Source organism: Streptomyces erythrochromogenes, assembly GCF_036170895.1.
Classification (GTDB): Bacteria; Actinomycetota; Actinomycetes; order Streptomycetales; family Streptomycetaceae; genus Streptomyces; species Streptomyces erythrochromogenes.
Map to the genome: position 1 here is coordinate 4,467,501 of NZ_CP108036.1, position 25,745 is coordinate 4,493,245.

Annotated in this window: 25 protein-coding genes and 2 rRNA genes (1 of these 27 only partly in view); 15 read left to right on the plus strand and 12 right to left on the minus strand. The window is 70.2% G+C overall.

Going from position 1 to position 25,745, the window contains the following annotated elements; genetic code table 11:
- Both OHA91_RS20305 and rrf read left to right on the plus strand, forming a co-directional pair.
- Window positions 1-2,649 (plus strand): 23S ribosomal RNA (locus tag OHA91_RS20305); it begins 474 nt to the left of the window's first position.
- Window positions 2,650-2,725: 76 nt separating this feature from the next.
- Window positions 2,726-2,842: ribosomal RNA gene (rrf, locus tag OHA91_RS20310) — 5S ribosomal RNA — on the plus strand.
- Between the two features lie 50 nt (window positions 2,843-2,892).
- On the opposite strand, the gene OHA91_RS20315 is transcribed toward rrf, so the two are convergent.
- Window positions 2,893-3,720, minus strand: a complete 828-nt coding sequence (locus tag OHA91_RS20315) for a DUF3626 domain-containing protein (protein ID WP_031154156.1) — start codon at window positions 3,718-3,720, stop codon at window positions 2,893-2,895.
- A gap of 39 nt (window positions 3,721-3,759) precedes the next feature.
- On the opposite strand from OHA91_RS20315, the gene OHA91_RS20320 reads away from it, so the two are divergent.
- Window positions 3,760-4,329: a GNAT family N-acetyltransferase gene (locus tag OHA91_RS20320; protein WP_031154158.1), complete on the plus strand. Its 570-nt coding sequence runs from the start codon at window positions 3,760-3,762 to the stop codon at window positions 4,327-4,329.
- Here the strand turns inward: OHA91_RS20320 and OHA91_RS20325 are convergent.
- The 6 genes from OHA91_RS20325 to OHA91_RS20350 form a co-directional block, all read right to left on the minus strand.
- Window positions 4,326-5,834: a P-loop NTPase family protein gene (locus OHA91_RS20325; RefSeq protein WP_328739705.1), complete on the minus strand. Its 1,509-nt coding sequence runs from the start codon at window positions 5,832-5,834 to the stop codon at window positions 4,326-4,328. The genes OHA91_RS20320 and OHA91_RS20325 overlap by 4 nt on opposite strands.
- A gap of 2 nt (window positions 5,835-5,836) precedes the next feature.
- The gene (locus OHA91_RS20330; protein ID WP_031154162.1) at window positions 5,837-7,258 is read right to left on the minus strand and encodes an ATP-binding protein; all 1,422 of its coding nucleotides are present in this window, start codon (window positions 7,256-7,258) and stop codon (window positions 5,837-5,839) included.
- An 18-nt stretch (window positions 7,259-7,276) separates the two neighbouring features.
- Window positions 7,277-8,839 carry an SCO6880 family protein gene (locus tag OHA91_RS20335; protein WP_266499998.1) on the minus strand — a complete coding sequence of 521 codons (1,563 nt, stop codon included), beginning with the start codon at window positions 8,837-8,839 and terminating at the stop codon, window positions 7,277-7,279.
- Window positions 8,836-10,149: a hypothetical protein gene (locus OHA91_RS20340; protein ID WP_328739706.1), complete on the minus strand. Its 1,314-nt coding sequence runs from the start codon at window positions 10,147-10,149 to the stop codon at window positions 8,836-8,838. Before OHA91_RS20340 ends, OHA91_RS20335 begins: the two co-directional genes overlap by 4 nt.
- Entirely contained in the window at window positions 10,139-10,969 is an 831-nt protein-coding gene (locus OHA91_RS20345) for a hypothetical protein (protein ID WP_328739707.1), read from the minus strand. The genes OHA91_RS20340 and OHA91_RS20345 overlap by 11 nt, the downstream gene beginning before the upstream one ends.
- A gap of 103 nt (window positions 10,970-11,072) precedes the next feature.
- Window positions 11,073-11,381 (minus strand): hypothetical protein, encoded by a 309-nt coding sequence (locus tag OHA91_RS20350; RefSeq protein WP_008742356.1) that lies wholly within the window; start codon window positions 11,379-11,381, stop codon window positions 11,073-11,075.
- Between the two features lie 696 nt (window positions 11,382-12,077).
- On the opposite strand from OHA91_RS20350, the gene OHA91_RS20355 reads away from it, so the two are divergent.
- The 4 genes from OHA91_RS20355 to OHA91_RS20370 all read left to right on the plus strand — a co-directional run bounded on the left by OHA91_RS20355 (window position 12,078) and on the right by OHA91_RS20370 (window position 15,738).
- On the plus strand, window positions 12,078-12,377 hold the full coding sequence (locus OHA91_RS20355; protein WP_328739708.1) for a hypothetical protein: 300 nt from the start codon (window positions 12,078-12,080) through the stop codon (window positions 12,375-12,377).
- A 46-nt stretch (window positions 12,378-12,423) separates the two neighbouring features.
- The gene (locus tag OHA91_RS20360) at window positions 12,424-13,599 is read left to right on the plus strand and encodes an alpha/beta fold hydrolase (RefSeq protein ID WP_078959449.1); all 1,176 of its coding nucleotides are present in this window, start codon (window positions 12,424-12,426) and stop codon (window positions 13,597-13,599) included.
- A 388-nt stretch (window positions 13,600-13,987) separates the two neighbouring features.
- Window positions 13,988-14,614 carry an RNA polymerase sigma factor gene (locus OHA91_RS20365; RefSeq protein ID WP_031154175.1) on the plus strand — a complete coding sequence of 209 codons (627 nt, stop codon included), beginning with the start codon at window positions 13,988-13,990 and terminating at the stop codon, window positions 14,612-14,614.
- Window positions 14,614-15,738: a CU044_5270 family protein gene (locus OHA91_RS20370; protein WP_031154178.1), complete on the plus strand. Its 1,125-nt coding sequence runs from the start codon at window positions 14,614-14,616 to the stop codon at window positions 15,736-15,738. The genes OHA91_RS20365 and OHA91_RS20370 overlap by 1 nt, the downstream gene beginning before the upstream one ends.
- Window positions 15,739-15,898: 160 nt before the next feature.
- On the opposite strand, the gene OHA91_RS20375 is transcribed toward OHA91_RS20370, so the two are convergent.
- Window positions 15,899-16,714, minus strand: a complete 816-nt coding sequence (locus OHA91_RS20375) for a pentapeptide repeat-containing protein (protein WP_266500011.1) — start codon at window positions 16,712-16,714, stop codon at window positions 15,899-15,901.
- A gap of 4 nt (window positions 16,715-16,718) precedes the next feature.
- Entirely contained in the window at window positions 16,719-17,219 is a 501-nt protein-coding gene (locus OHA91_RS20380) for a GNAT family N-acetyltransferase (protein ID WP_328739709.1), read from the minus strand.
- A 63-nt stretch (window positions 17,220-17,282) separates the two neighbouring features.
- Here OHA91_RS20380 and OHA91_RS20385 point away from each other — a divergent pair, with 63 nt between their 5' ends.
- The 5 genes from OHA91_RS20385 to OHA91_RS20405 all read left to right on the plus strand — a co-directional run bounded on the left by OHA91_RS20385 (window position 17,283) and on the right by OHA91_RS20405 (window position 22,513).
- Window positions 17,283-17,891: a LysE family translocator gene (locus tag OHA91_RS20385; protein WP_266500014.1), complete on the plus strand. Its 609-nt coding sequence runs from the start codon at window positions 17,283-17,285 to the stop codon at window positions 17,889-17,891.
- Window positions 17,892-17,942: 51 nt separating this feature from the next.
- Window positions 17,943-18,734 (plus strand): thioesterase family protein, encoded by a 792-nt coding sequence (locus tag OHA91_RS20390; RefSeq protein ID WP_031154188.1) that lies wholly within the window; start codon window positions 17,943-17,945, stop codon window positions 18,732-18,734.
- Between the two features lie 61 nt (window positions 18,735-18,795).
- Window positions 18,796-20,487, plus strand: coding sequence for a serine/threonine-protein kinase (locus OHA91_RS20395; protein ID WP_328739710.1), 1,692 nt, complete (start codon window positions 18,796-18,798; stop codon window positions 20,485-20,487).
- Between the two features lie 85 nt (window positions 20,488-20,572).
- Window positions 20,573-21,580: a C40 family peptidase gene (locus OHA91_RS20400; protein ID WP_031154194.1), complete on the plus strand. Its 1,008-nt coding sequence runs from the start codon at window positions 20,573-20,575 to the stop codon at window positions 21,578-21,580.
- A gap of 204 nt (window positions 21,581-21,784) precedes the next feature.
- Entirely contained in the window at window positions 21,785-22,513 is a 729-nt protein-coding gene (locus tag OHA91_RS20405; RefSeq protein ID WP_328739711.1) for a phosphatase PAP2 family protein, read from the plus strand.
- Window positions 22,514-22,657: 144 nt separating this feature from the next.
- Here OHA91_RS20405 and OHA91_RS20410 read toward each other — a convergent pair whose 3' ends face one another.
- Both OHA91_RS20410 and OHA91_RS20415 read right to left on the minus strand, forming a co-directional pair.
- Window positions 22,658-22,876 (minus strand): hypothetical protein, encoded by a 219-nt coding sequence (locus OHA91_RS20410; RefSeq protein ID WP_031154199.1) that lies wholly within the window; start codon window positions 22,874-22,876, stop codon window positions 22,658-22,660.
- Window positions 22,877-22,939: 63 nt separating this feature from the next.
- A complete protein-coding gene (locus OHA91_RS20415; protein WP_037633135.1) occupies window positions 22,940-23,164 on the minus strand; it encodes a hypothetical protein in 225 nt (74 codons plus the stop codon).
- Between the two features lie 130 nt (window positions 23,165-23,294).
- On the opposite strand from OHA91_RS20415, the gene OHA91_RS20420 reads away from it, so the two are divergent.
- Together OHA91_RS20420 and OHA91_RS20425 are read left to right on the plus strand one after the other, a co-directional pair.
- Entirely contained in the window at window positions 23,295-24,128 is an 834-nt protein-coding gene (locus tag OHA91_RS20420) for a hypothetical protein (RefSeq protein WP_266500024.1), read from the plus strand.
- Window positions 24,129-24,264: 136 nt separating this feature from the next.
- Window positions 24,265-24,450 carry a hypothetical protein gene (locus tag OHA91_RS20425; RefSeq protein WP_037633137.1) on the plus strand — a complete coding sequence of 62 codons (186 nt, stop codon included), beginning with the start codon at window positions 24,265-24,267 and terminating at the stop codon, window positions 24,448-24,450.
- 71 nt (window positions 24,451-24,521) lie between these two features.
- Here the strand turns inward: OHA91_RS20425 and OHA91_RS20430 are convergent, their stop codons facing one another.
- Window positions 24,522-24,926 carry a metal-sensitive transcriptional regulator gene (locus OHA91_RS20430; RefSeq protein ID WP_328739712.1) on the minus strand — a complete coding sequence of 135 codons (405 nt, stop codon included), beginning with the start codon at window positions 24,924-24,926 and terminating at the stop codon, window positions 24,522-24,524.
- A 196-nt stretch (window positions 24,927-25,122) separates the two neighbouring features.
- Between OHA91_RS20430 and OHA91_RS20435 the strand changes: the two genes are divergently transcribed.
- Window positions 25,123-25,743, plus strand: a complete 621-nt coding sequence (locus tag OHA91_RS20435) for a DUF47 domain-containing protein (RefSeq protein ID WP_031154207.1) — start codon at window positions 25,123-25,125, stop codon at window positions 25,741-25,743.
- Window positions 25,744-25,745 lie beyond the last annotated feature (2 nt).

Here is a 25,745-nt window from a genome sequence, read left to right on the forward strand (position 1 = left end):
AGAAATCCCGTGTGAATCTGGCGGGACCACCCGCTAAGCCTAAATATTCCCTGGTGACCGATAGCGGATAGTACCGTGAGGGAATGGTGAAAAGTACCGCGGGAGCGGAGTGAAATAGTACCTGAAACCGTGTGCCTACAAGCCGTGGGAGCGTCGCTCATTGGGTTTACCCAATGGGTCGTGACTGCGTGCCTTTTGAAGAATGAGCCTGCGAGTTAGCGGTGTGTAGCGAGGTTAACCCGTGTGGGGAAGCCGTAGCGAAAGCGAGTCCGAATAGGGCGATTGAGTTGCACGCTCTAGACCCGAAGCGGAGTGATCTAGCCATGGGCAGGTTGAAGCGGAGGTAAGACTTCGTGGAGGACCGAACCCACCAGGGTTGAAAACCTGGGGGATGACCTGTGGTTAGGGGTGAAAGGCCAATCAAACTCCGTGATAGCTGGTTCTCCCCGAAATGCATTTAGGTGCAGCGTCGTGTGTTTCTTGCCGGAGGTAGAGCACTGGATAGGCGATGGGCCCTACCGGGTTACTGACCTTAGCCAAACTCCGAATGCCGGTAAGTGAGAGCACGGCAGTGAGACTGTGGGGGATAAGCTCCATGGTCGAGAGGGAAACAGCCCAGAGCATCGACTAAGGCCCCTAAGCGTACGCTAAGTGGGAAAGGATGTGGAGTCGCAGAGACAACCAGGAGGTTGGCTTAGAAGCAGCCACCCTTGAAAGAGTGCGTAATAGCTCACTGGTCAAGTGATTCCGCGCCGACAATGTAGCGGGGCTCAAGCGTACCGCCGAAGTCGTGTCATTGCAGCAATAGGGCCAACGCCCGCTGTGATGGGTAGGGGAGCGTCGTGTGCCGGGTGAAGCAGCAGCGGAAGCTAGTTGTGGACGGTTCACGAGTGAGAATGCAGGCATGAGTAGCGATACACACGTGAGAAACGTGTGCGCCGATTGACTAAGGGTTCCTGGGTCAAGCTGATCTGCCCAGGGTAAGTCGGGACCTAAGGCGAGGCCGACAGGCGTAGTCGATGGACAACCGGTTGATATTCCGGTACCCGCTTTGAAACGCCCAATATCGAATCAGGCGATGCTAAGTCCGTGAAGCCGTTCCGGACCCTTCGGGGAAAGGAAAGTGGTGGAGCCGACGAACCAGACTTGTAGTAGGTAAGCGATGGGGTGACGCAGGAAGGTAGTCCAGCCCGGGCGGTGGTTGTCCCGGGGTAAGGGTGTAGGCCGAGGGGTAGGCAAATCCGTCCCTCGTTAAGGCTGAGACCTGATGCCGAGCCGATTGTGGTGAAGTGGATGATCCTATGCTGTCGAGAAAAGCCTCTAGCGAGTTTCATGGCGGCCCGTACCCTAAACCGACTCAGGTGGTCAGGTAGAGAATACCGAGGCGTTCGGGTGAACTATGGTTAAGGAACTCGGCAAAATGCCCCCGTAACTTCGGGAGAAGGGGGGCCATCACTGGTGATCGGATTTACTCCGTGAGCTGGGGGTGGCCGCAGAGACCAGCGAGAAGCGACTGTTTACTAAAAACACAGGTCCGTGCGAAGCCGTAAGGCGATGTATACGGACTGACGCCTGCCCGGTGCTGGAACGTTAAGGGGACCGGTTAGTGCACTTTCGGGTGTGCGAAGCTGAGAACTTAAGCGCCAGTAAACGGCGGTGGTAACTATAACCATCCTAAGGTAGCGAAATTCCTTGTCGGGTAAGTTCCGACCTGCACGAATGGCGTAACGACTTCTCGACTGTCTCAACCATAGGCCCGGTGAAATTGCACTACGAGTAAAGATGCTCGTTTCGCGCAGCAGGACGGAAAGACCCCGGGACCTTTACTACAGTTTGATATTGGTGTTCGGTTCGGCTTGTGTAGGATAGGTGGGAGACTTTGAAGCATCAACGCCAGTTGGTGTGGAGTCGCCGTTGAAATACCACTCTGGTCGTGCTGGATGTCTAACCTCGGTCCGTGATCCGGATCAGGGACAGTGTCTGATGGGTAGTTTAACTGGGGCGGTTGCCTCCCAAAGGGTAACGGAGGCGCCCAAAGGTTCCCTCAGCCTGGTTGGCAATCAGGTGTTGAGTGTAAGTGCACAAGGGAGCTTGACTGTGAGACCGACGGGTCGAGCAGGGACGAAAGTCGGGACTAGTGATCCGGCGGTGGCTTGTGGAAGCGCCGTCGCTCAACGGATAAAAGGTACCCCGGGGATAACAGGCTGATCTTCCCCAAGAGTCCATATCGACGGGATGGTTTGGCACCTCGATGTCGGCTCGTCGCATCCTGGGGCTGGAGTCGGTCCCAAGGGTTGGGCTGTTCGCCCATTAAAGCGGTACGCGAGCTGGGTTTAGAACGTCGTGAGACAGTTCGGTCCCTATCCGCTGTGCGCGTAGGAATATTGAGAAGGGCTGTCCCTAGTACGAGAGGACCGGGACGGACGAACCTCTGGTGTGCCAGTTGTCCTGCCAAGGGCATGGCTGGTTGGCTACGTTCGGGAGGGATAACCGCTGAAAGCATCTAAGCGGGAAGCCTGCTTCAAGATGAGTATTCCCACCTCCTTGAGAGGGTAAGGCTCCCAGTAGACGACTGGGTTGATAGGCCAGATGTGGAAGCCCGGTAACGGGTGAAGCTGACTGGTACTAATAGGCCGAGGGCTTGTCCTCAGTTGCTCGCGTCCACTGTGTTAGTTCTGAAATAACGAACAGCTGTGATTATGCCAGCGTTCAAATTTCATAGTGTTTCGGTGGTCATAGCGTTAGGGAAACGCCCGGTTACATTCCGAACCCGGAAGCTAAGCCTTTCAGCGCCGATGGTACTGCAGGGGGGACCCTGTGGGAGAGTAGGACGCCGCCGAACAATCATTGTGGGAAAGCCCCGCACCCTCTGGGTGCGGGGCTTTTCTGCGTTTACGGGTGTTGTTGCATGCCGAAGCGGGCCAGGTAGTGCCAGACCCGCTTCAGAGCCTGTTCGTCGTACCGGCCCGTACGGGCTGCCTCGCCGAGGATGTGGGGGGTCAGCCGGCCTGCGACGGCGATTTCAGTGCCGAGTTCGACGTACTCCTGGCCCCGGTATTCGGGATGGCGGCGGAGCTCGTCGACCGTGAGCCGGAAGCCCGGGTGCCATTCGGTCGGGCAGGGGAGCCGGGCGGCCGCGGCCTCGACCGGTGTGCCGCGGTAGCTGGGGTCCAGTACGAGAGCGGCGACATCGCGTTCCAGCAGGACCGGTGTGTGCACCTGGGCCTCGATGTAGTCGTCGAGGGCGTCCTGGTCGTCGGCCTCGGCCAGGGCGATCAGGGACATGCGGTCCGCGACGCCGAAGGATTCCGGTTCGAGGTAGCTGTCCGGGTAGCAGAAGGTGGTCCGCGGCAGAGTCGCCGGCGTGAGGCGGAAATGGGCCGAGCCGAAGCGGGGGGCGGCGCCGACCGGGTTGTTGCGGAAGTTCAAGGCGCCGTACACCGGGCGGGCTTCGGGTGGGGCGTCGTCGTACGCCCCGCCGAATATGCGGCTCTCCCACAGCCAGCGGGCGCCGCCCGGATGGGCGGTGAGGCCGCCGTTTCCGGTGCCGGTGACGAACTGGGAGCGGTACACGCCCGCCTCGGCCAGGGAGGCGAGGATCGGGCGGTCGCCGGACCAGCGGTCGGGGTGGAAGTTCAGGGTCACCGCGACGGCCGGGTCCAGGGGGCTGCCGAAGGACCGGGCGGTGACGTGCTCGATGGCTCTGACGTGCGGAATCATGAGTGAAGTCTGGCGGATGGGTGGTTAGGATCTCCGCTCATGAACGAAGCCCAGTACGTGATACGTCCGGTGCGCGCCGACGAGTGGGAGAAGGTCAAGGAGCTGCGGATCGCCGGGCTCAAGGACCCGGCGGCTCCGGTCGCCTTCCTGGAGACGGTGGAGCAGGCAGAGGGACACCCCGACGAGTTCTGGCAGGGGCGGGCCGAGGGCGCGTCGCACGGCCGGGCCGCCCGGCAGTTCGTCGCGGAGGCCCCCGACGGGTGCTGGGTCGGTACGGTGTCCGTGCTCGTCGAGGAGGGCGGGACCGTCGACTTCTTCGACCAGGCCGTCGAGCGGACGCAGGGACACCTGGTCGGGGTGTTCGTACGGGCCGCTCACCGCGGGACCGGGCTGACCGAGGCCCTGTTCTCGGCCGCGTTGGAGTGGGCCTGGGGGCTGGAGGAGCCGGTCCTGGAACGCGTACGGCTCTTCGTGCACGAGGACAACGCGCGGGCCGGCGCCTTCTACCGGAAGTACGGGTTCGAGGCGACCGGCACCGTCGTGCCGGTGCCCGGGAACCCGTCCGCCAAGGAGCTGGAGTACGCGCTCCAGCGGCCCGCCACCTCCTAGAGGCCGGCTCCGGGCCAGCGGGAGCGAGCCTGTTCGCGGCTGCGGCACAGGGCGAGGAGGGGAAGCGTGTCCCCGGTCAGCAGCTCCGGGAGCTGGGGGATCGGGGCCACGGCCGCCACGTCGTCCAGCACGAGGGAGAGTGGTGGGTCGAGCCGACCGTGGGATGACCGTGCGGCCATGCGGCGGCCGTGCTCGACCACGTGAGAGGCGAGTGCGGTCAGCAACGGCATCGCACCCGGGTGGGTGCGAGGGTCCTCCAGAGCTTCACCCACCACATACAGGGTGCCCCCTTCGGCCAGGAACGAAGCCAGGGTGAGCGAATCCGTTCGGTTCGTGTTGCAGGCCTCGCGGATGTGGATCGAGGTCAGGCAGGACAGGGCACGGGCCGTCAGGTTCTGGGCGAGCTCGCGGCGTTCGGGGTGCGCGGTGAGGGCGCTCTCCAGTTCGCCGGCCGCGCCCGCGGCGGCCTGGGGGTGGGTGCGCAGGATGCGTACCGGGTCCTGGGCGCTGTTGCCCTGGGACCAGCGGTGGAGCTGCTTGAACGGGCGGTCGTCGAGGGCGGCGGCCTGGAGCCAGCTGCGCAGGAGCGTTTCGGCGGTGTCGGCCACCGCTTCGTCCATCCGGGCCTGCGGGCGTACGGGGGCCAGCAGGGCGACGGCGCGGGCGGCGGCGGTGTCGCGGTCGGCGCAGCCCTCGGCGGGGTTCCAGTGCATGCGGGCCGGGGTGTCGCACAGGTGGGAGGGGTCGTAGAGGAGGACCGGGCCGAGTTTGGCGCGGGCGTCCTTGGTTTCGGCCCACAGGGTGGGGGAGGAGGTCACGACCAGGGCGGCTCCCTCCGTCTCGCCGATGCGGGTTGCCGCGGCGCGCAGGCGGTCGTTCGGGCCGCCGTACGTGATCCCTTGCGGGGCGGGGGTGGTGGTCGCTGCTGCCGCGGGGCGGGGCGCGTAGCCGAAACCGTAGCGGTAGGCCTCGTCGTTCGGGCTGGTGTGGGTGGCGGGGGCGCTGCCCCCGGGCCCCCGCGCCGCAAACGCCGGCGAGGCTGCATCGGGCGGGGCCGGAGCGACAGGGGCCGGGGCGGGGACGGGCGTCGGGACGGAGGCGGGCTCGTGCGGTACGGGGTCTGCGGCGGGGTTTTTGGCCAGGGCGCGGCGGGCCTTGGTGCGGGCCACGACGCCGATGACGAAGACCGTCAGGACGAAGAGGATCAGCAGCTGGCTGACGAACAGGCCCCAGAAGAGGCCCCAGCCGGAGAGGGCTGCGGGGTCGGTGTCGGGCCAGGCGGCCGGGATGTCGCGCGGTTGCGCTATCAGGGCGCGGACGGCCGTCGGGGTCCGGGTGAAGGTGACGGTGTCGGGCCAGGAGCCCTTGGCGGAGAGGGCGGCCAGGCCGGTGGCCGTCCAGACGAGGACGGCCAGGCCGAGGAGGAAGGCCAGCAGGGCGACCAGCAGGCCGTCCGGGATTCCGCCGCCGCGCGCGGGGGGCTCCGTACGTCGTGCGTCGTGCATGGTCAGGCCACCGTGGTCGCGGATCCGGGGCTGCCGCTGCCGCGGCTGCGTTCGATGGACAGGGCGCGTTCCTCCGCTTCCAGTTCGGCGGCGAGGAGGTCCGCGGGGAGGCGGGCCGGGGTGGAGGACTCGGTCATGGCGCGGTCGGTGAAGACCAGGGGGCGTTCGGCTTCGGTGATCAGGTGTTTGACGACCTGGACGTTGCCGTTGACGTCCCAGACGGCGATGCCGGGGGTGAGGGTCGGGATGATCTCGACGGCCCAGCGGGGCAGGCCCAGTACCCGGCCCGTGGCGCGGGCCTCGTCGGCTTTCTGGGCGTAGATGGTGCGGGTGGAGGCCATCTTGAGGATGGCCGCGGCTTCGCGGGCCGCGGCGCCGTCGACGACGTCGGAAAGGTGGTGGACGACGGCGACGAAGGACAGGCCGAGTCGGCGGCCGAACTTCAGGAGGCGCTGGAACAGCTGGGCGACGAAGGGGCTGTTGATGATGTGCCAGGCCTCTTCGACGAGGAAGATGCGCTTCTTGCGGTCGGGCCGGATCCAGGTGTGCTCCAGCCACACGCCGACGATCGCCATGAGGATGGGCATGGCGATGGAGTTGCGGTCGATGTGGGAGAGGTCGAAGACGATCAGGGGGGCGTCGAGGTCGATGCCGACGGTCGTGGGGCCGTCGAACATGCCGCGCAGGTCGCCGTCGACGAGGCGGTCGAGGACGAGCGCCACGTCGAGGCCCCAGGCCCGGACATCGTCTATGTCGACGTTCATGGCGAGCGCGGACTCGGCTTCGGGGTGGCGCAGTTGTTCCACGATGTCGGTGAGGACGGGCTGGCGGTCCCGGATGGTGTCGACGACGTAGGCGTGGGCGACCTTGAGGGCGAAGCCGGCGCGCTCGTCGAGGCCGTGGCCCATGGCCACTTCGATGATGGTCCGGAGCAGCGCGAGCTGGCCGGTCGTGGTGATGGCCGGGTCGAGGGGGTTGAGGCGGATCCCGGAGTCGTTGGCGGCGATCGGGTCCAGGCGGATGGGGGTTATTCCCAGCTGCTGGGCGATCAGGTTCCATTCGCCGACGCCGTCCTCGCCCTGGGCGTCGAGGACGACGACCTGGCGGTCCTTGAAGCGGAGCTGGCGCAGGACGTAGGTCTTCTCCAGGGCGGACTTGCCGTTGCCGGATTCGCCGAGGACCAGCCAGTGGGGGGCCGGGAGCTGCTGGCCGTACAGCTGGAAGGGGTCGTAGATGTAGCCCTTGCCGCTGTAGACCTCGCGGCCGATGATGACGCCGGAGTCGCCGAGGCCGGGGGCCGCGGTGGGCAGGTAGACGGCTTGCGCCTGCCCGGTGGAGGTGCGTACGGGCAGGCGCGTGGTTTCGACTTTGCCGAAGAGGAAGCTGGTGAAGGCGTCCGTCAGCGCTGTCATGGGATCTCGCATGGGCGGCTTTCCCTCCAGCTAGCGTCGGATGCCGGTGGCGAACGGCAGGGTGTTGACGAAGGCGCGGTGGTGCTCGCGGTCGCACCACTCCAGCTTCAGGTAGGACTTGCCGGCCGAGGCGCGGATGGTTCGCTTGTCGCGGGCGAGGGCCTCCGGTGAACGCGAGGACACCGTGATGTACCCGACCAGGTTGACTCCGGCAGCGCCGCTGGCGAGATCTTCACCCCTCTGGTCGAGCCGGCCGTGGGCGGCGATGTCGCGGGGGTCGACGGTGCGGTTCATCTTGGCGGCGCGGGAGGCGTCGGCCTCGTCGTTGGTCTTCTCGGTGAGCATGCGCTCGATGGCCACCTCGGTGGGCTCCAGGTCCATGGTGACGGCGACGGTGCGGATGACGTCGGGGGTGTGGACGAGGAGGGGGGCGAGGAAGTTCACGCCGACGGGGGTCATGGGCCATTCCTTGACCCAGGCGGTGGCGTGGCACCAGGGGGCGCGGGTGGAGGACTCGCGGGTCTTGGCCTGGAGGAAGGTGGGTTCCACCGCGTCGAGTTCGGCGGGCCAGGCGTTGCGCTTGGTCATGGCCTGGATGTGGTCGATGGGGTGGTCCGGGTCGTACATGGAGTGCACGAGGGAGGCGAGGCGGCCTTGGCCGAGGGGCTGGCGGACGCGGATGTCGGCTTCGGCGAGGCGGGCGCAGATGTCGGTGAGCTCGCGGGCCATGACGATGGCGAGGCCGGAGTCGCGGTCGAGCTTGCGGCCCTTGTGGGGGGTGGAGGCGCGGGCGATGGTGACGGCTTCGGCGGCCAGGTCGCGGGTGTAGTGCATGCAGGCGACGAGGTAGGCGCGGTGCTGCTCGGAGGAGGTGGACACCATCGACTGGAGCTGGTCGTAGGAGTCGCGCAGCCAGACGGGGGCCCGGGTGTCGCCGCGCTGGGCGACGTCCTTGGCGTGGGCGTCGGGGTCGGCGGGCAGGGTGCGGGCGAGCATCTGGAGGCGGGTGACGAAGCCGTCGCCGTTGGCCACGTGCTTGAGGAGGGTGCCGAAGCGGTCGACGAGGGCTTCCTGGTCCTCGCTGTCGCGCAGGCCGACGCCGGGGCCCTCGATCTCGATGGCGGCGGTGACGGTGCGGCGGTCCGCGTGGAGGAGTACGGCGATCTCGTCGGGGCCGAAGGGGGCGGCGAGCCAGTTGATGCGGCCGATGCCGGGGGGTGGGCCGACCTCGACCTCGCGGCCGTCGGCGGCGCGGATGCCGGCTTCCATGGCGCCGGAGCGGTAGGTGGTGCCGCGGCGCAGGGTGCGCTTGTAGCTGCGGCTGATCTCGAACCAGCGGTAGAAGGTGCGGCCCTTGTACGGGACGTACACGGCGGCGAGCGCGAGCATGGGGAAGCCGACGAGGCTGACGATGCGCAGGGTGAGGTCGGGGACGAGCAGTCCGCTCATCATGCCGAAGAACGCCCCGGTGATGATGAGGGCGATCTCGCCGGTCTCGCGGTTCTTGCCGACGATCGCGTTCGGCCGGGCGCGGCCGATGAGATACGTACGGCGGGGCGCGACCGGGTGCAGCTGGTGGGACTGGGTCGTCAACGCCCGTCACCTCCTGTGTTCCTCGTGCTCGAGCTCGTGCGGGGCGGGGGTGCGGCGGAGGGGACAGATCCGCCGCCGGCCCCGCCGCCGGAGGTGGGGCGGCTGCTGTGGGCGGCCACGCCTCCGGAGAGGGGGTTGGCGGGGCGGGGCGCGCTGCCGCCGCCGTCGCCACCGCGGTGGGCGCCGCGGCTGCTGTGGGTCTTGATGCCCTGGGAGACGAGGGAGGCCGGGGAGCTGATGACGGCGGCTGCCTGGGCTCCGTCGGTGGCCTTGCTGCGGCCCGCGCGGGCGGAGGCGATCTCGTCGCCGAAGCCGGGGACGAAGCGGTAGATCATCGCCGAGGCGAAGATCGCCAGGAGGATGATGGAGAGGCCGGTGACTACGGCGGAGAAGGCGCCCGGGCCTTGTTCGCCGGTGAGGGCGCCGGCGAGGCCGAGGACTATCACGATGACCGGCTTCACGAGGATGACGGCGATCATGATGCCGGCCCAGCGGCGGACGTGGCCCCAGAGGTTGCGGTCGACGAGCCCGGAGTAGACGACGACGCCGAGGAGGGCGCCGACGTAGAGGAGGGCGGCGCGGATGAAGAGCTCGAGGAAGAGGATGCCGGCGGCGAGGACGGTGACGAGGGCGACGACGATCAGCATGATGGGGCCGCCGCCGATGTCGTCGCCCTTCTTGAGGGCCTCGGAGAAGGAGCCGAAGAAGACGTCGGTCTGGCCGCCGGTGGCGGAGGCGATGACCTCGGTGACGCCGTCGGTCGCGGAGACGACGGTGTAGAGGATCAGGGGGGTGAAGGCGGAGGCCAGGACGGTGAGCCAGAGGAAGCCGATGGCTTCGGAGATGGCGGTGGTGAGGGGGACGCCGCGGACGGCTCGCTTGGCGACGGCGAAGAGCCACAGGACGAGCGTGAGGATGGTGGAGGCGGCGAAGACGACGGCGTACTGCTTGAGGAAGGTGGCGTTGGTGAAGTCGACGTTGGCGCTGCCGTTGACCGCTTCGCTGAGCTTGGTGACGATCCAGGCGGCGGCGTCGGCGCAGCCCTTGGCGAGGGAGGCGAGGGGGTTGAGGGCGTCGGCCGGGTCGCTGGGGGCCAGGCCGGTGCGGGGGGCTCCGCTTTCGCCGCGTTCGCAGTACTCCCTGGCCGGACCGGCGATCAGCGAGCACGGGTCCTTGCTCGCGCTCGGCGAGGGCGTGGGTGTCGGGTCCGGCGCGGCCATCGCCCGCGCCGCGAGGAGAACGACCGCAGTCTGGATGGCCGCGGTGATCGCGCCGATCCTTCGGAGCGAGGGCCGGTTGCTACCGGGCATAGGTGAACCCTCCGAATTCGGTGACCGCGCTGCCGATCTCGTCGGAGGTGGAGACGGGGACGTCGCCGGTGACCGGCGTGGGGCCGTCCTTCTGTGAGGTTTCGACCACCTTCCAGTCCGAGCCGTTCCACTTGAGAGTCATCGAGATCGTGAACCAGCTGCTGGTGACGGGGCGCGTGGATTTGTCGCCGGTCAGGCCGAACATGCCGATGCACCACACATCGACCGATGCGGATCCGGCGGAGAAGTTTTTGACCTTGGCGCCAGCCGGGATGGTGCGGTTGACGAAGGTAGAACCAGTCGGGGCCAAGCCGTCCTTGGTGAGACCGATCTGGGCGAGCAGGCCCGCCGAATAGTCGGCATCGAAAGCGGCCTGGAGTCTCGTGCGGCTGCTCTCCTCCGCCATGGCGTCCACGATCGAGTGGCGCCGCGCCGGGTTGAACATGGCGTCGGAGCCCAGGGCCACCGCGAAGTTGGCGGCTGCCGACTGGGCTCCCTGCTGGTCCTGGGCGAAGCCGGAGGGCAGGCCACCCTGCTTGCCGGTGACCGGGTCCGTGCCCGTGGCGGTTGTGGAGGTGGCGGCCGGGGCGTCGTCCGCGGGGCGGTCGTCGGGGGTGTCCGGGGCCTGGTTGGCGAAGGCGATGGCGGCGATCAGGAGGACCACCACGCCGACCACGGTGACCAGGCTGCGGGGGGCGCGGGAGGTGCGGCGGGCGGGGCCGTACGGGTCGGCGGGGGCTTCCGGGAGGCGGGTACGGGTCTGGCCCGTGCCGCCGACCTCGCCGTAGCCGGCGCCGCCGTACTGGTCGTCGTTGCTCATTCCGTTTCCGCCCCCTCCGCGTCGTACGACGGTAGCGCTGGTTCCCGCGTGGATGCGGTGTGGTGAGTCCTCATCAGGTCGGGGCCACCGGTGGTCGGTCGGGCTAGACGGCCATTCCGTAGACGATCGTGAAGAGCGTGCCGAGGGAGCCGATGATGAAGACGCCCGTGAGGCCGGCCACGATCAGGCCCTTGCCCTGTTCCGCGCTGAACGTGTCGCGCAGGGCGGTCGCGCCGATGCGCTGTTTGGCCGCGCCCCAGATGGCGATGCCGAGGCAGAGGAGGATCGCCACGGCCATGACCACCTCGATCATGACCTTCGCTTCGTTGCCGAGACTGCCGAACGGCCCCCAGTTCGGGGCGATTCCGCCGATGATGGTGGTGATGTCGCCCTTTTCGGCTGCCAGGATCATGTAACTCACCGCCCCTGTATGGGTAGTTCCGGATGCCCGCTGCCCGACGGCAGGGGTCACGCACTATCTTCGCTGATGAAACCGCCGCCGTCGTCGACTTGTCGGCTCTCTTTACCCGATCTCGCGGCCCGCGACCGGCTTCCGCGCTCTGACCTGGGCCGGGCTGTCGTCCGTGCGCAAGAACGTGCGGTCACTCTGTGTATCACGGAGGGTGACGCCGGGCAATGATTGTCCTCTCGGCGTACGGGGGGTGGGGCGAGGGGCCGCCGTTCGGAGCAGCGGGGTCGCGTGTCGTTGGGCCGACTCACTGACATATGTCCGACATTCCGTCAGTAATCCATCCGTACGCGGGATCGTGGGTGAAGCTCCACGTCGTCAGGTAGGGCGACGCAGGGAGTGAAGGATGGGTTCCGTCCTCAGGGCGGGCCGGCGCTCGTGGTCGGCCGGGCGACTGGCCGTGCCGCTGGTGCTGGTGCTCGGGGGTGTTTCGGCGCCCGTGGCGGCCGCGGACGCCGCCGTCGTGCAGGAGTCAGCGGTGGCCGGGGCGTGCGGGAAGAAGACCGTGTCCGCCGCCGCGAAGGGGAAGCCGAAGGGGCGGCCGGCGCCCGCGGTACGGCCTGTCCTGCGCGGCGCGGGGGGACGAAACCCAAGGCCGAGCGGGGTCCGGCGGGGCCGCAGGGGCCTCCGGGGCCGTGCGTGGACATCGACACGGTCGGGGTGCCGGGGTCGATGTCGGGTGCCGAGTACAGCGCGGCGCTGATCCGGGGCAGGACGTACGTCGGCTACCGGAGCGCGCCGACCGGTGCCTACGCGTGGAAGGACCTGACCAACTACCGGCAGACGCCGGGGTATCCGCGCAACGCCTGCGGGGTGTTCGTCAAGGATGCCGACCGGGTCTACGTGAAGGTCCTCACCACCGCCGGGGCCGTCTTCGAGACCTCGTGCACGCTGACGCTGACCTGCACCCTGGGCTGGGCCGCGGTCATCGATCCCTGATCCTCGTGGCCGCCGCGTTGTCAGTGGGGTGCGGCAGGCTGGAGGGATGACGACTACCTGGACTCTTGCGGATCTCGAGGCGGCCATTCGGGCGGGTTGGTCCGCCGAGACCACCGAGCCGGCGGACATCAGCCGGGTGCCCTGGACTCCGGAGAATCCGGCCTGGGGGCAATGTGACATCACTGCCCTGGTCGTGCAGGACCTCGTGGGTGGGGACCTGGTGCTGGGTGAGGTGTTCCACGACGGCCGGCAGGAGGGCTACCACTGGTGGAACGTGCTGCCCGGTGGCATCCGCATCGATCTGACGCGGGAGCAGTTCCGTCGGGGTGAGACGGTCACGCCCGGGCGTGTGGTGAAGCGTCCGGGCGGGCGGCTGAACCGGCGCTGGGAGGAGTACCAGCTGCTGCGCCAGCGCGTCATCGACAAGCTGGGGCCGCTGCCGGGGGTGATGGTGGCGCAGGACGGGCGGCGCCTGGCCTACACGGACTTCGGCGGTCCGGGGGCGCCGCTGCTGGCGCTGCACGGGCACTTCGGGTCGGGGGCCGCCTTCGAGCGGCTGGCCCGGGAGGTGGGTCCGGCGTGGCGGGTGATCGCCCTGGACCAGCGGGGGCACGGGGATTCCGACCGGGCGGGGGAGTACACGCGGGAGGGGTACGTCGCGGACGCGGCCGCCCTGCTGGAGCACGTGGGGCTGGGTCCGGCGGTGGTACTGGGGCATTCGCTGGGCGGGGTCAACGCGTACCAGCTGGCCGCGCGGCGGCCGGATCTCGTGCGGGCGGTGGTGGTCGAGGACATCGGGGCGGTGGTCGACGGCGACCTGTCGTTCGCGCGGGCCTGGCCGCGGCGGGCCGAGACCCGGGCCGGGTTCCTGGCGGGGGTGGGCAGCTCGGCGCCGTATCTGGGCGGGTCGGTACGGGAGCATCCGGACGGGTGGGGGACCGCGTTCGAGGTGGAGGACATGGTGGCGTCCCAGCAGGAGCTGAACGGGGACCACTGGGAGGACTGGCTGCGGGTGCCGAGGCCGACGCTGCTGGTGCGGGGGGACCGGAGCGGGGTGCTGTCGGCGGAGCACGCGCGGGAGATGACGGTACGGAGGGCGGGGGTGCGGCTGGTTGAGCTGCCGGCGGGGCACACGGTGCGGGAGGGGGACCCGGAGGGGTACTTCGCCGCGGTGCGGGGCTTCCTGGCGCGTGTCGGCCGGGGGGACGCCGCGGCTGCGTGATCGCCGGGCCGGTCGGCCGGCCAGCCGGGGTGGCCGGATGGCCGGGGTGGCAGGGCTGCCAGGTTGGTTGTGCCGCCGCGGCGGCCGTGCGCCGGGTCGGTCGGGTCGGAGAGCCGCCGGGCCGGCGTGGCGCCGGGTGGTCCGGGCCGCTGCCTGATCGTCGGATCTGCCGAGGCGGCGCGGGACGGGCCGGGTCGTCGGGTGTCGGGGCGTTCCAGGTTCGCGGTGCCGTCGGTTCGGGCGGCGCCGTGTGTCTCCTGCCGGGGCGGCCCGTCGTCGGGCGGGCGGTGAGCGGTCCGTAGGGTGCTCCTGCGCTGCACGCCGGTGTGACGCAGGTCATGGGAACTCCGTGGCGGGTGCCGGACAGCCGACAGGAGTGACCACAGAGATGCGAACTCGGGTGCGGTCCGGGGATCCGGACGCCTATGCGGAGCTGTTCGACAGCTACTCCCGCACCCTCTACAACCATGCCTTCCGGATGACCGGGGACTGGGCCGTCGCGGAGGACGTCATGTCGGCGGCCTTCATGGAGGCGTGGCGGCTGCGCGGCACGGTCGATCCCGAGGGCGGCTCCCTCCGGCCCTGGCTGCTGGGGATCACCACCAACATCGCCCGCAACCACTGCCGCAGCAACCGCCGCTTCCGGGCCGCCGCCGCCGCGGCCGCAGCGGCGGCGGGTGCCGCGTCCGTGCCCGACCACGCAGAAGAGGTGGCCGGCCGGATGGACGACCGGCAGCACATCGCGGCCACGCTGGCGCAGTTGAGTGCGCTGCGCGGACCCGAGCGCGAGGTCCTCCTGCTGTGCCTGTGCGAGGGCCTGGAGTACGCCGAGGCCGCGCGGGTCCTCGGCATCCCCGTCGGAACCGTGCGCTCCCGGCTGTCCCGGGCCCGTACGAAGCTGCGCAAACTCGCCGACGCGGAACTGAAGAAGAACAGACGGGAACTCGCGGCTCGGGCCCGACAGACATATGACGACCGCGCGAAGACGGTCCGGTCCGCACAGGAGGGAATCTGATGAACGCCGACCTTTCCCGGCGCCACCCGGCCGGCCGGGAGGAGGACTCCCTCCCCCTGCCGTTCGCCGAACGGGAACTGCCTGCGGGCCGCCACCAGTTCCACAAGGAGCGACTGATGGCCCAGATCCACGAAGACCTCCGAGCCGCCGACGCCGGCGGCACCACCGGCACGGTCAGGCCCGTTCGCAAGGCGAGGCGCAGGCCCTTCCTGAACCGTGCGTTCCTCGTGCCCGCCGCGGCCTTCGCCCTGGCCGGAGCGCTCGCCGCCGGTTTCCTCACCTACGTGGACCAGGGCGGGGCGGACGGAACCGGCTCCACGATCGCCACGGGTCCGGCGATGACCACCCGCATCGGCGCCGCCGACGACGGCAAGGGAACGCCGCAGCTCCTGGACCGCATCTCCCTGGCGGCCGCCTCGGTCGGCGGTGGGTCGAAGGTGCGCGCGGACCAGTTCATCTACATCGGGAGCAAGACGGCCACCACCTACGTGAAGAGTTCCGGGAACAAGAACACCCTGGTCAGCGAAGAGCTGCACATGCGCCACCAGTGGAACTCCCCGGACGGCCTCGACGGCTGGCTGATCGAGCCCGGCAACACCGGTCCGAAGGGCGTGACGCTGGGGGGGAAGAACGAGAAGGGCGAGACCCCGACTCCGTACCTCAACGCGCCGTCCTACAACTACCTCGCCGGGCTGCCCACCGATCCCGACGTGCTGCTGAAGAAGATCTACGAGGAGACCCGGGGGATGGGCCGCGGGCCCGACCAGGAAGCCTTCACCACCATCGGCGACCTGCTGCGCTCCAGCCTTCCGCCGGCCGAGCTCACCGTCGCGCTCTACAAGGCCGCGGCGAAGATCCCCGGTGTGGTGGTCGTGGACGACGCGGTCGACGCCGCGGGGCGCCACGGGCTCGCGGTCGCCCGGCTCGACGAGCAGAGCGGGCAGCGGGAGGAGTGGATCTTCGATCGGCAGACGCTCACCTACCTCGGTGAGCGGACCGTCCAGGTGCGGGGTGAGGCCGGCGAGGGGGGACTGATCAAGCCGGGCACGGTCGTGTTCACCACCGCAGTGATGACCCGGACCGTCGTCGACCGGATGAAGGAGATTCCGGCTTCGGCCGGCTGACCCTTCGCCTGCCGCGGGCTTGGCGGATCCGGGGGCCTTCCGTTGCGTTGCCGGGTGCGGCGCCGTGGCGGGGGCGCTGCCCCCGGGCCCCCGGGCCCCCGCGCCTCGATCGCAGGCGGGGCTGAAGGACCGGGGCTCCGCGTGCCGAGTGCAGGCCGGGTCAGGTCCAGTGGGTGGGGCGGGTGAGGGTGGCGGGGATGTGGGTCTTCGGGTCGCCGTGGGCCGCGTTCAGTTGGGGCTGGGTGAGGAAGACGGCGTCGCGGAGGTCCGCGCCGCGCAGGTCGGCGTCGCGGAGGTCTGCGCCGATCAGGTCGGCGGTGCGGAGGTCGGCGCGGGAGAGGTCGGCGGCGATCAGGTAGGCGCCGCGGAGGTTCGCCCCGCGCAGGTTGGCCCCGGAGAGGCGGGCGCCCATCAGGTCGGCGCCGCGGTGGTTCTTCTTGCGGCCCGGCACCTTGGCCCGTACGAGCTCGCTGGTTTCGAGCAGCAGGGTGTTGACCCGGCCGCGCAGGGCCGCGACGTCCAGGGCGGCGAGGGCCGCGGCGTCGGCGCGCGTCCACTGCTCCGTCTCGGCGAGCACGCGGCGCAGGCCGGGGTGGACCGGGGCCGCGTCGGGCAGGCCCAGGGCCTGGTCCACGTAGAAGAGCAGTTCGTGCAGCTGCCGCATCACCGGGAAGGCGTCGAACATCTCCGCCCGGGTCTCGGGGTGGGTGCGCCAGTCGCGGCCGCCGAAGGTGACCTGGGAGATCTGCTGGCCCGCGCCGAAGCAGTCGAAGACGGTGCAGCCCTGGAAGCCCTGGTCGCGCAGCCGGGTGTGGATGCCGCAGCGGAAGTCCTCCCGGAGGTTCTTGCAGGGGGTTCCGGCGGCCTTGTTCACGGCGAAGTCGTTGGACTTGGCGAACGGCAGGGCGACGCAGCAGAGCGCGAAGCAGTTCGCGCAGTCGGCTTGCAGGAGGGGGAGGGGAAGGCTCTGGGGCACGTCCTCATTGTCGCCGGTCGGAGGCGGTCAGGCGCATCCGGTGGACGCTCCAGGGCATGCCGTCGACCGTCTCGACCGCTTCGAGGGTCTCCGTCGTGCGGAAGCCGAGCTTCTCGTATACGCGCAGCGCCGCCGTGTTGTGGGTCCAGACGCCCAGGGCGATCTCCGGGAGGGCCAGCTCGTCGAAGCCGAGGGAGACGGCGAGTGAGACGAGCCTCTCGCCCAGGCCCCGGCCGCGGGCCTCGGGCGCGATCAGGACGCGGCCCAGGCGGCCGTCGACGAGGGAGATGTGCCCGACCGGGGCGGCGTCCGGGGAGACGGCGGTCCACGTGCGGCGGCCGGGCTCGGCGGCGTACGCGGCGAGCTGGGCGTCGTCCAGGGGCCAGGTGAAGTGGGGGCCGGCCCAGGTCATGAGCTCGACGGGGCCGGGTACCCAGCTGCGCAGGGCGGGGGCGTCGTCGGCCGGGCGGAAGGGGCGCAGGACGAGCGGCTGCGAAGGGTTCATACGCCAAGTGTGCTCTGTGGAACAAGGGTTGATCGAGAGGAGAGGGGCGGCGAGCATCGCCGTATGACAGAAGTGATCGCAGTCGCCGTCATCACCCTGCTCGCCGTGATCAGTCCCGGCGCCGATTTCGCCATGGTGGTCCGCAACAGCTACCTCTACGGGCGGCCCACCGGGCTGTTCGCCGCCGCCGGGGTCGCGGCCGGCGTGCTGGTCCACGTCTCGTACACGATGCTCGGGGTCGGTCTGCTGATCGCCTCCTCCACCGCGCTGTTCACCGTGATCAAGCTGGCGGGTGCGGCCTACCTGGTGTGGATCGGGATACGGACCTTCCGGGCGCGGGCGGAGGTGACCGTGGACCTGGAGTCGAAGCCGCAGCTGACCCGGCTGGGGGCGATGCGGTCGGGGTTCCTGACCAATGTGCTGAATCCGAAGACGACGCTGTTCGTGGTGTCGACCTTCACGCAGGTGGTCGATCCGGGTACGCCGCTGTGGCAGCAGGCCGGCTACGGGCTGTTCATGTCGGCGGCGCACCTGGGGTGGTTCGGGGCGGTGGCGGTGTTCTTCTCCGTCTCCAGCCTGCGCGAGCGGATGCTGAAGGCGCAGAAGACGCTGAACCGGGCCATCGGGTCGGTGCTGGTGGGGCTGGGGGTGGGTTTGGGGTTCGCCCGTTGAGGGGCGGATCGGGGCTGGTGCCGCTGGTTACCTGTCGGTAGCGTGCAGGGCATGGGCACTGGCGAGGGGTTCTTCGAACGACGTGACGCCGGGCGGTTCACCGCCACCGAGTACACGCGCGGGCCGTGGGACGCGGGCTCGCAGCACGCCGGTCCGCCGGCCGCCCTGCTGGGGCGGGCCGTCGAGGAGCGGCCGGGTGCGCGCGCGGACATGCGGATCGCCCGGATCACGTACGAGATCCTGCGCCCGGTGCCGATCGGCGAGCTGGAGGTCACCACCAGCGTGCTGCGCTCCGGTCGCAGCACCGAGGTCGTCGAGGCCGCCGTCGCCCCGGTGGGTGCCGCGCCCGTGATGCTGGCCCGGGCCCTGCGGATCCGGGTCGCCGAGGAGTGCGTACCGGCCGTGGTGAGCGGGCCGCAGCTGCCGACGCCGGGGGAGGTGGAGGTGACGCCGTTCTTCCCGGTGCCGTGGGAGACCGGCTACCACTCGGCCATGGAGACCCGGTTCACCGAGGGCGCCTTCGTCGAACCGGGACCCGGAACCTGCTGGATGCGGATGAAGGTGCCGCTGATCGCCGGGGAGGAGACCAGGCCGCTGGACCGGGTGCTGATCGCCGCCGACTCGGGCAACGGGATCAGCGCGGTGATGGACTTCGGGGCCTATGTCTTCATCAACAGCGACCTGACCGTCCACCTGCACCGCCATCCGGTGGGCGAGTGGGCGTGCGTGGAGGCCCGTACGAGCGTGGACGCGGCCGGCATCGGCCTGGCGGACGCGCAGCTCCACGACGAGAAGGGCCCGATCGGGCGGAGCGCGCAGAGCCTGTACGTCGCGCCGCGCTGAAACGGTGCCCGGGGCCAACCCCGTTGCGGTGCGGCGGAGTCGGTGTGGCAGCCTCGTGTGGATGGACGCACTGAGGGGGACCGACCCGGCCCGTATCGGGGAGCACACGCTGCTGGCCAGGCTCGGGGCCGGGGGCATGGGGCAGGTGTACCTCGGGCGTTCGCCCGGCGGGCGGCTGGTCGCGGTCAAGGTGATCCGGGACGAGATCACCGGGCACCCGGAGGCGCTGGCACGGTTCCGGCGGGAGGCCGAGACGGTGCGGGCGGTCAGGTCGGCCTACACGGCGAACCTGATCGACGCCTCGCTCGCGTCCGCGCCGTACTGGCTGGCCACGGAGTACGTGGCCGGGCCCACGCTGGCCCGGGCGGTCGCGGCCCGCGGGGCCCTGCCGGTGGGCACCTGCCTGCGGCTGTTCGCGGCCCTTGCGGAGGGGCTGGCGAGCGTCCACGCGTACGGGGTGACGCACCGGGACCTGAAGCCGCAGAACGTCATCCTGGGCGTGCAGGGCCCGCAGCTGATCGACTTCGGCATCGCCAAGGGGGTCGGGGCCACCGCGCTCACCCAGGACGGGCAGGCCCCGGGCACGCCCGGGTTCACGGCGCCGGAGGTGCTCGTCGGCGGTGGGACCGGGGACGGCGGGGCGGACGTCTTCGCCCTGGGCGCGACGATGGCCTACGCGGCGACCGGGCGCCCGCCGTACGGGACGGGCGACGCGGCGACGGTGAGCTACCGGGCCGTGCACGAGCCGGTGGACGTGGCCGGGGTGGAGCCGGGCCTGGCGGCACTGATCGGGGCCTGCGTGGCGAAGGACCCGGCGGCGCGGCCCGGCCTGCCGGAGGTCATCGCCCGGTGCGGGGTGCGGGACGCGCTGGTGGACGATCCGGTGTACCTCGGCTTCGGCGAGCTGGGCGAGGCCGTACCGGTGCACGAGATGCGGACGCAGGGGCCGGGTCTCCCGTACGGCTACACGCCGACCGACCACGCGGCCCCGGCCGCGGCCGCGGCCCCGGCGGGGCGTGGGCGGGCGGGCGTGTGGGTGGCGGCCGTGGCGGTGGCCGCGGCCCTGTCGCTGGCCGCCTGGAAGCTGGTCCCGTTGGGCGGGGAGGACGGTGAGGCGGGCCGGGGCGAGGACACCTCGGCGGGTGCCGCGGGCACCCCCGCCAGGATCCCGGGCGCGGGGGGCGTCGGCGCCGCGCCTTCCGCGTCCGGGGGCGCCGCCGTCAAGCCGCCGGCCGAGTACATCGAGGGCAACCGGATCTCGCGCTACTTCTGGCTGCCTTCCACCGACCCGGAGCGCGCGGCGCACGGCACCGGCGCGTGCAACCTGGGGCCGGAGCAGAAGCCGCCGGGTGCGGACTTCCAGGCGGGCGCCGAGGTCTCGGGCAAGTCCGTGAAGATCAGCATGCGGGTCAAGTACGCCGAGAGCAGCCCGACCAAACCCGATCCGTACTACGTGTCGGTGGCGGTCAGGGCCCCGCACGACCTCGACCCGCAGACCGGACAGCCGTTCCCGATGGACAACCGGGCCGTGGGCTTCACCAGCAAGCCCGTCGACGTCTACGGCAAGTGGAAGACGGGCGAGTACCTGACGCTCACGTATCCGGACGACTTCGCGGAGCACGTGAACGGCAAGACGTACCCCGGCGTGCCCCTGGCCAATGACCCGGGGGACTGGACGCTGGTCTTCTACCACGTCGAGGATGACCCTACGAAGTACGCGAGCATCCACTGCACGGGTTTCCGAGTGAAGTAAGTGGAGTAGCGGATCCGGCGACACGGGCGATTCGCACGTGAAAGCGACGGGCATGGGGGAGGGTTGACGGGTGCGCAGATTCTGGATGGCCGGCGGGATCGGGATCGGGCTGTGTCTGACCTTCGTGGCGCTCCTCGTGGTGGGGACCTACTCGGCGGCGGCGGGGCTCGTGGGATCGGGTGCCGGCGGCCGTGCCGTGGGCCTGACGAAGGGGGCCGTGCCCGCGAAGTACCAGGCCCTGGTGGAGAAGTGGGGCAACCTCTGCCCGGCCATCAGTCCGCCGCTGCTCGCCGCGCAGCTGTACTCCGAGAGCGGCTGGAACCCGAGCGCCGTCAGCCCGGCGGACGCGCGGGGCATCGCGCAGTTCATCCCGGGCACCTGGGCGGGCCACGGCATCGACGGGGACGGGGACGGGGACCGGGACATCTGGGACCCGAACGACGCGATCCCCTCGGCCGCTTCGTACGACTGCGAGCTGGCCCAGGACGTGCGGAGCGTGCCGGGTGACGCGACGTCGAACATGCTGGCCGCCTACAACGCCGGCGCCTACGCGGTCATCAAGTACGGGGGAGTGCCGCCGTACAAGGAGACCCAGGGGTACGTGAAGGCCATCACCACCCTGGCCAAGAGCTTCGCGCGGCCCGTGGGCCGGGTGGCGCCCTCGCAACAGGCCGCCGGGGCGATCTACTTCGCGCAGAAGCAGCTGGGCACGCCGTACCTGTGGGGCGGCAACGGTACGCCCGACCAGGGCGGGCGGTTCGACTGCTCGGGGCTGACCAAGGCCGCGTACGAGACGGTCGGGATCGAGCTGCCGCGTGTGGCCAACGACCAGTACAACGCCGGCCCGCACCCCTCGCGCGACGAACTCCTCCCCGGGGACCTGGTGTTCTTCTCCGATGATCTGACGAACTCCCGGGAGATCCGGCACGTCGGGCTCTACGTGGGCGGCGGATACATGATCAACGCCCCGTTCACCGGAGCGGTCATCCGCTTCGACAAGATCGACACTCCCGACTACTTCGGAGCGACCCGCGTGACGAAGGACGGGGCGGAATCCCTTCCGGTCCGGTCCGGCACCGGCCGGCCGTCCTAGCAACTCTCCGTAATGCAAAGGCCGTGAGCTGCGACGACCAGTCACTCTTCGATAACGTTGCCGTGATCATTCGGTGGAGAGTGGAACCCGGTCGTCAGAACGGGCGTTCCATGAACGCGGGGGTTGATCAAGTGGGTGTCGAAGGGGCGCGCACCCGGGTGCGCCCGCAGGGGAACCACGGCAAGAGCAAGGGGCCGCGTCACCATGGCTGGACTCACAACAGGTGGGCCGAACGTGGATGTCAGCCTGCTGTACGAGGTCAACGGAGCGGCCCGGCGGGCCCCCGCGTGGCTGGACAGCGCCGTGAGCCTGGCCGGTGAGTACGGGATCCTGCTGGCCCTGGTGCTGCTGGTCCTGTGGTGCTGGCGCGGCGCCCGCCGACAGGACGAGTCCGCCGCCGCCGAATCCTTCACCGCGCTGGTGTGGGCCCCCCTCGCCGCCGGCCTGGCCCTGCTCGTGAACGTTCCGCTGCGTGAACTCGTCGGCCGGCAGCGACCGTTCCGCCAGCACGAGGGGCTGCAGGTCCTCGACCCCGGCTGGGGCGCGGGACTGGGGAACACCGAGTTCTCGTTCGTCAGCGGCCACACCACCGTCGCGATGGCCCTGGGCGTGGGCCTGTTCGTGGCCAACCGCAAGCTCGGGACCCTGGGGATCGGGCTGGCCCTCGTCGAGGGCCTCTGCCGCGTCTACATGGGTGTGAACTACCCGACCGACGTGATCGGCGGGCTCGCGCTCGGCACGGCCGTGGTCCTCGTGCTCGCTCCGCTCGCGCTGGCCCTGCTGAACCCGGTGGTCCGGGCGGTGGCCGGCTCCCGGCGCTTCGGACGGCTCGTACGGGCCGGTGACCGGGCGCGGCCCCTGCCGGTCGACCTCGCGCAGCCCCGGACCCCGCCCGCGGGCCGGTGCCCGCAGGACAAGGACCTCGCCGCCTGACGAAGGCCCGGCCGGACGCGGCCGGAGGCTCGGCCCGTCAGCCCGTCCCGTACGAATCCCATACGGCGAGCAGCGCGGCCGTCAGCAGGCACAGCGCGGCCACCCCGAAGCACACCCGGACCGCCCGCGGCCGGGGCCGGGGCGTCACTGGTCACCCGCGTCGGTGTCGCCCTCGCGGCGGTAGCGGGAGCGCAGCCAGAGCCCGGTGGCCAGGGCGGCGGCGGAGGTGAGCCCGACGGCCAGGGCCACGTCGGCCGGGCTGTCCGCCGAGCCCACGGGTCTGGCCCACGCCGCGGCGGCCGGGGCGAACGCGAGGAGCAGGGCCCAGAGAAGGGCCGCGAGGCGGGCTGCGGAACCTGGCATGAGTCAAGGGCATCCGCTGCGGCGCGCCCCGGCCAGCCGGGCCGTCCGAACGGGCGAGAGCCGTCAGGCGGTGTCCGTGGCCTCGTGGGCGGCGGCGTCCTTGCGGGCCAGGTCGCGGGAGCGGCGGGCCGGCCCCTTCCAGCCGCAGGAGCAGACGGCCAGGCAGAACGATCCGCGGTCGGCGGTGGAGGTGGTGTGGACGGTCGGAGTCCGGGGCTGCGACTGCGGCCACGGGGGCGGTACGGAGTCGAGCGCAGGGACCGGTGTCGCGTCGATGTGCGGTTCCACTTCTCCACGGTACCCGGGGCGGGCGGGGGCGGGGGAGGGCGCCCCCGTGACGGGAGACCCGGGGCCTCGTTAAGCGGAGCGGGTGGGGACCTCGGGCAAGCAGCGGTCATGCGTTGGGGGTTGGCAGGCGATGGTGGTTCACCGGCACAAGAGGCTGCGCGGGCGCGCGGCCGAGGTGGTGCTCGCCGCCGGAGTCACCCTGGCGGTCACGGCGACGAGCGGGTGCGCCGGAGGCGGCACAAGCGACGACCGGTCCCCGGCGGAAGCGGCCTCGGTGGTCCGCGGGGCCGCCGACGCCCTGGCGCGTACGGGCAGCGCCCGGGCCCGTACGGCCATGGAGATGGCCACGGGCGGGACCCGGGTCACCATCCGCGGTGAGGGCGGCGTCGACTTCAAGAGGCGGATGGGGCAGCTCCTTGTGCTGCTCCCGGCCGATGTGAAGGGCGAGGACGAGCACCGGCCCATCACCGAGCTCCTCGTGCCGGGTGCGCTCTACATGAAGAACCGCGGCGCGGGCGTCCCCGCCGACAAGTGGGTGCGCGTGGACACGACGACCCTCGCCGACGGGAACCTGGTCACCGGTGGGGCCACCGACCCGCTGATCGCGGCCGAGCTGCTGCGGGCCGCGCAGGAGGTGACGTACGTGGGGGAGACCGAGGTGGCGGGGACCAAGGTGCGGCACTACCGGGGGACCACCGACATCGGGCGGGCCGCGGTGAGCGCGTCGGCGGAGATGCGCGGGGCGCTGGCGGCAGCGGCGAAAGGGTTCAGCAAGGACACGGTGCCCTTCGACGCGTACCTGGACGAGGAGGGGCGGCTGCGGAAGGTCCGGCACCGCTTCACCTATGTCAACAATGGCGTGATCGATGTGTCATCGACCACGCTGCTGTACGGATTCGGAACGCCGGTGACCGTCGTATTGCCCGCGAGCAGGGACATTTATGCCGGAAAGATCGCCGACTAGTGGGGCGGGCGGTCCGGGAGCGGCGCGATCGGGCCATGGCCGGGTATCCGGAAATGGTCCATCCGTGTCATGCGGGGGGATGGGCGTCCTCCCTACGCTGAGAAGCCGGGCGCCGGCACGTGGTGCGGCATGACCGATGACGGCCGGTGGCCGGTGGCAGATTGAGGTGACACGCGTGACTCCCGCAGGCGGTTCGACGGTGCAGGACCACGTGGCGCTCGCCGAGATCGAACTGTGCGGTGAGCTGATCATCGCCGCGTCCGCGGCCGCCGAGGACCGGCTGAGCCTGGACCGCATCGACGAGGTCCTGCTGGGCCGCTAGTGCTGTGGCCGCACACGGGGTGCCGCTCAGGCCCCGCACCGCGACCTCCGGCGGCGGGGCCGGGGCACGGCTCAGGTGCGCAGGAGCCGCGCGATGGCCTTGGTGGCCTCCTCGACCTTGGCGTCGATCTCGGCGCCGCCCTTGACCGCGGCGTCGGCGACGCAGTGGCGCAGGTGTTCCTCCAGCAGCTGGAGCGCGAAGGACTGGAGCGCCTTCGTGCTGGCCGAGACCTGGGTGAGTATGTCGATGCAGTAGACGTCCTCGTCGACGAGCCGCTGGAGGCCGCGGATCTGCCCCTCGATCCGGCGCAGTCGCTTGAGGTGCTCGTCCTTCTGGTGGTGGTAGCCGTGGACGGCCCCGGCCCCGGCCCCGGCCCCGGCCCCGGCCCCGGCCCCGGCCCCGGCGTCGTGGGAGGTGCCCGGGGTGGCCGCCGTACCGGACGCGTCTCCGGGGCCCTCCGCCTCGATGGTCGTCATAGGTCCTCCCGTGGTCCGGAACGAGGGGGATGGATACCCCTCATGGGTATAGGATACCGGGCTCGCGCCCGCCGGGCAGGGGCCCGTGGTCCTCACTCTGCCTGATGGAGGACACTGGGGAACGGCCGGTTAGCCGTGGCCGGGGGATGCGCCTAGCATCAGCCTGACCGAATCCGATGCACCCCGAGGACCTCACGTGCGATTTCGTCTGACCCCCAGGGAGACGAGCTTCTACGACATGTTCGCCGCATCCGCGGACAACATCGTCACGGGCTCCAAGCTCCTGATGGAACTGCTCGGAGCGGACACCTCCGCCCGGGCCGAGATCGCGGAACGGATGCGGGCGGCGGAGCACGCGGGGGACGACGCGACCCACGCGATCTTCCACCAGCTGAACTCCTCCTTCATCACGCCGTTCGACCGCGAGGACATCTACTCCCTGGCGTCGTCGCTCGACGACATCATGGACTTCATGGAGGAGGCCGTCGACCTCGTCGTCCTCTACAACGTCGAAGAGCTTCCCAAGGGCGTAGAGCAGCAGATCGAGGTCCTGGCGCGGGCGGCCGAGCTGACCGCCGAGGCCATGCCGCACCTGCGGACGATGGACAACCTCACCGAGTACTGGATCGAGGTCAACCGGCTGGAGAACCAGGCCGACCAGATCCACCGCAAGCTGCTCGCGCACCTCTTCAACGGCAAGTACGACGCCATCGAGGTGCTGAAGCTCAAGCAGATCGTCGACGTGCTCGAAGAGGCGGCCGACGCGTTCGAGCACGTCGCGAACACGGTGGAGACCATCGCGGTCAAGGAGTCCTGAAC

Coding starts and splice junctions, on each gene's coding strand:
- OHA91_RS20385 (WP_266500014.1), top strand. CDS start 17,283: ATGACAGAAGTGATCGCAGTCGCCGTCATCACCCTGCTCGCCGTGATC.
- OHA91_RS20410 (WP_031154199.1), bottom strand. CDS start 22,876: ATGCCAGGTTCCGCAGCCCGCCTCGCGGCCCTTCTCTGGGCCCTGCTC.
- OHA91_RS20325 (WP_328739705.1), bottom strand. CDS start 5,834: ATGCACGACGCACGACGTACGGAGCCCCCCGCGCGCGGCGGCGGAATC.
- OHA91_RS20350 (WP_008742356.1), bottom strand. CDS start 11,381: ATGATCCTGGCAGCCGAAAAGGGCGACATCACCACCATCATCGGCGGA.
- OHA91_RS20420 (WP_266500024.1), top strand. CDS start 23,295: ATGGTGGTTCACCGGCACAAGAGGCTGCGCGGGCGCGCGGCCGAGGTG.
- OHA91_RS20370 (WP_031154178.1), top strand. CDS start 14,614: ATGAACGCCGACCTTTCCCGGCGCCACCCGGCCGGCCGGGAGGAGGAC.
- OHA91_RS20395 (WP_328739710.1), top strand. CDS start 18,796: ATGGACGCACTGAGGGGGACCGACCCGGCCCGTATCGGGGAGCACACG.
- OHA91_RS20315 (WP_031154156.1), bottom strand. CDS start 3,720: ATGATTCCGCACGTCAGAGCCATCGAGCACGTCACCGCCCGGTCCTTC.
- OHA91_RS20405 (WP_328739711.1), top strand. CDS start 21,785: ATGGCTGGACTCACAACAGGTGGGCCGAACGTGGATGTCAGCCTGCTG.
- OHA91_RS20340 (WP_328739706.1), bottom strand. CDS start 10,149: ATGCCCGGTAGCAACCGGCCCTCGCTCCGAAGGATCGGCGCGATCACC.
- OHA91_RS20390 (WP_031154188.1), top strand. CDS start 17,943: ATGGGCACTGGCGAGGGGTTCTTCGAACGACGTGACGCCGGGCGGTTC.
- OHA91_RS20425 (WP_037633137.1), top strand. CDS start 24,265: ATGACGGCCGGTGGCCGGTGGCAGATTGAGGTGACACGCGTGACTCCC.
- OHA91_RS20320 (WP_031154158.1), top strand. CDS start 3,760: ATGAACGAAGCCCAGTACGTGATACGTCCGGTGCGCGCCGACGAGTGG.
- OHA91_RS20345 (WP_328739707.1), bottom strand. CDS start 10,969: ATGAGCAACGACGACCAGTACGGCGGCGCCGGCTACGGCGAGGTCGGC.
- OHA91_RS20360 (WP_078959449.1), top strand. CDS start 12,424: ATGACGACTACCTGGACTCTTGCGGATCTCGAGGCGGCCATTCGGGCG.
- OHA91_RS20330 (WP_031154162.1), bottom strand. CDS start 7,258: ATGCGAGATCCCATGACAGCGCTGACGGACGCCTTCACCAGCTTCCTC.
- OHA91_RS20430 (WP_328739712.1), bottom strand. CDS start 24,926: ATGACGACCATCGAGGCGGAGGGCCCCGGAGACGCGTCCGGTACGGCG.
- OHA91_RS20365 (WP_031154175.1), top strand. CDS start 13,988: ATGCGAACTCGGGTGCGGTCCGGGGATCCGGACGCCTATGCGGAGCTG.
- OHA91_RS20380 (WP_328739709.1), bottom strand. CDS start 17,219: ATGAACCCTTCGCAGCCGCTCGTCCTGCGCCCCTTCCGCCCGGCCGAC.
- OHA91_RS20400 (WP_031154194.1), top strand. CDS start 20,573: ATGGCCGGCGGGATCGGGATCGGGCTGTGTCTGACCTTCGTGGCGCTC.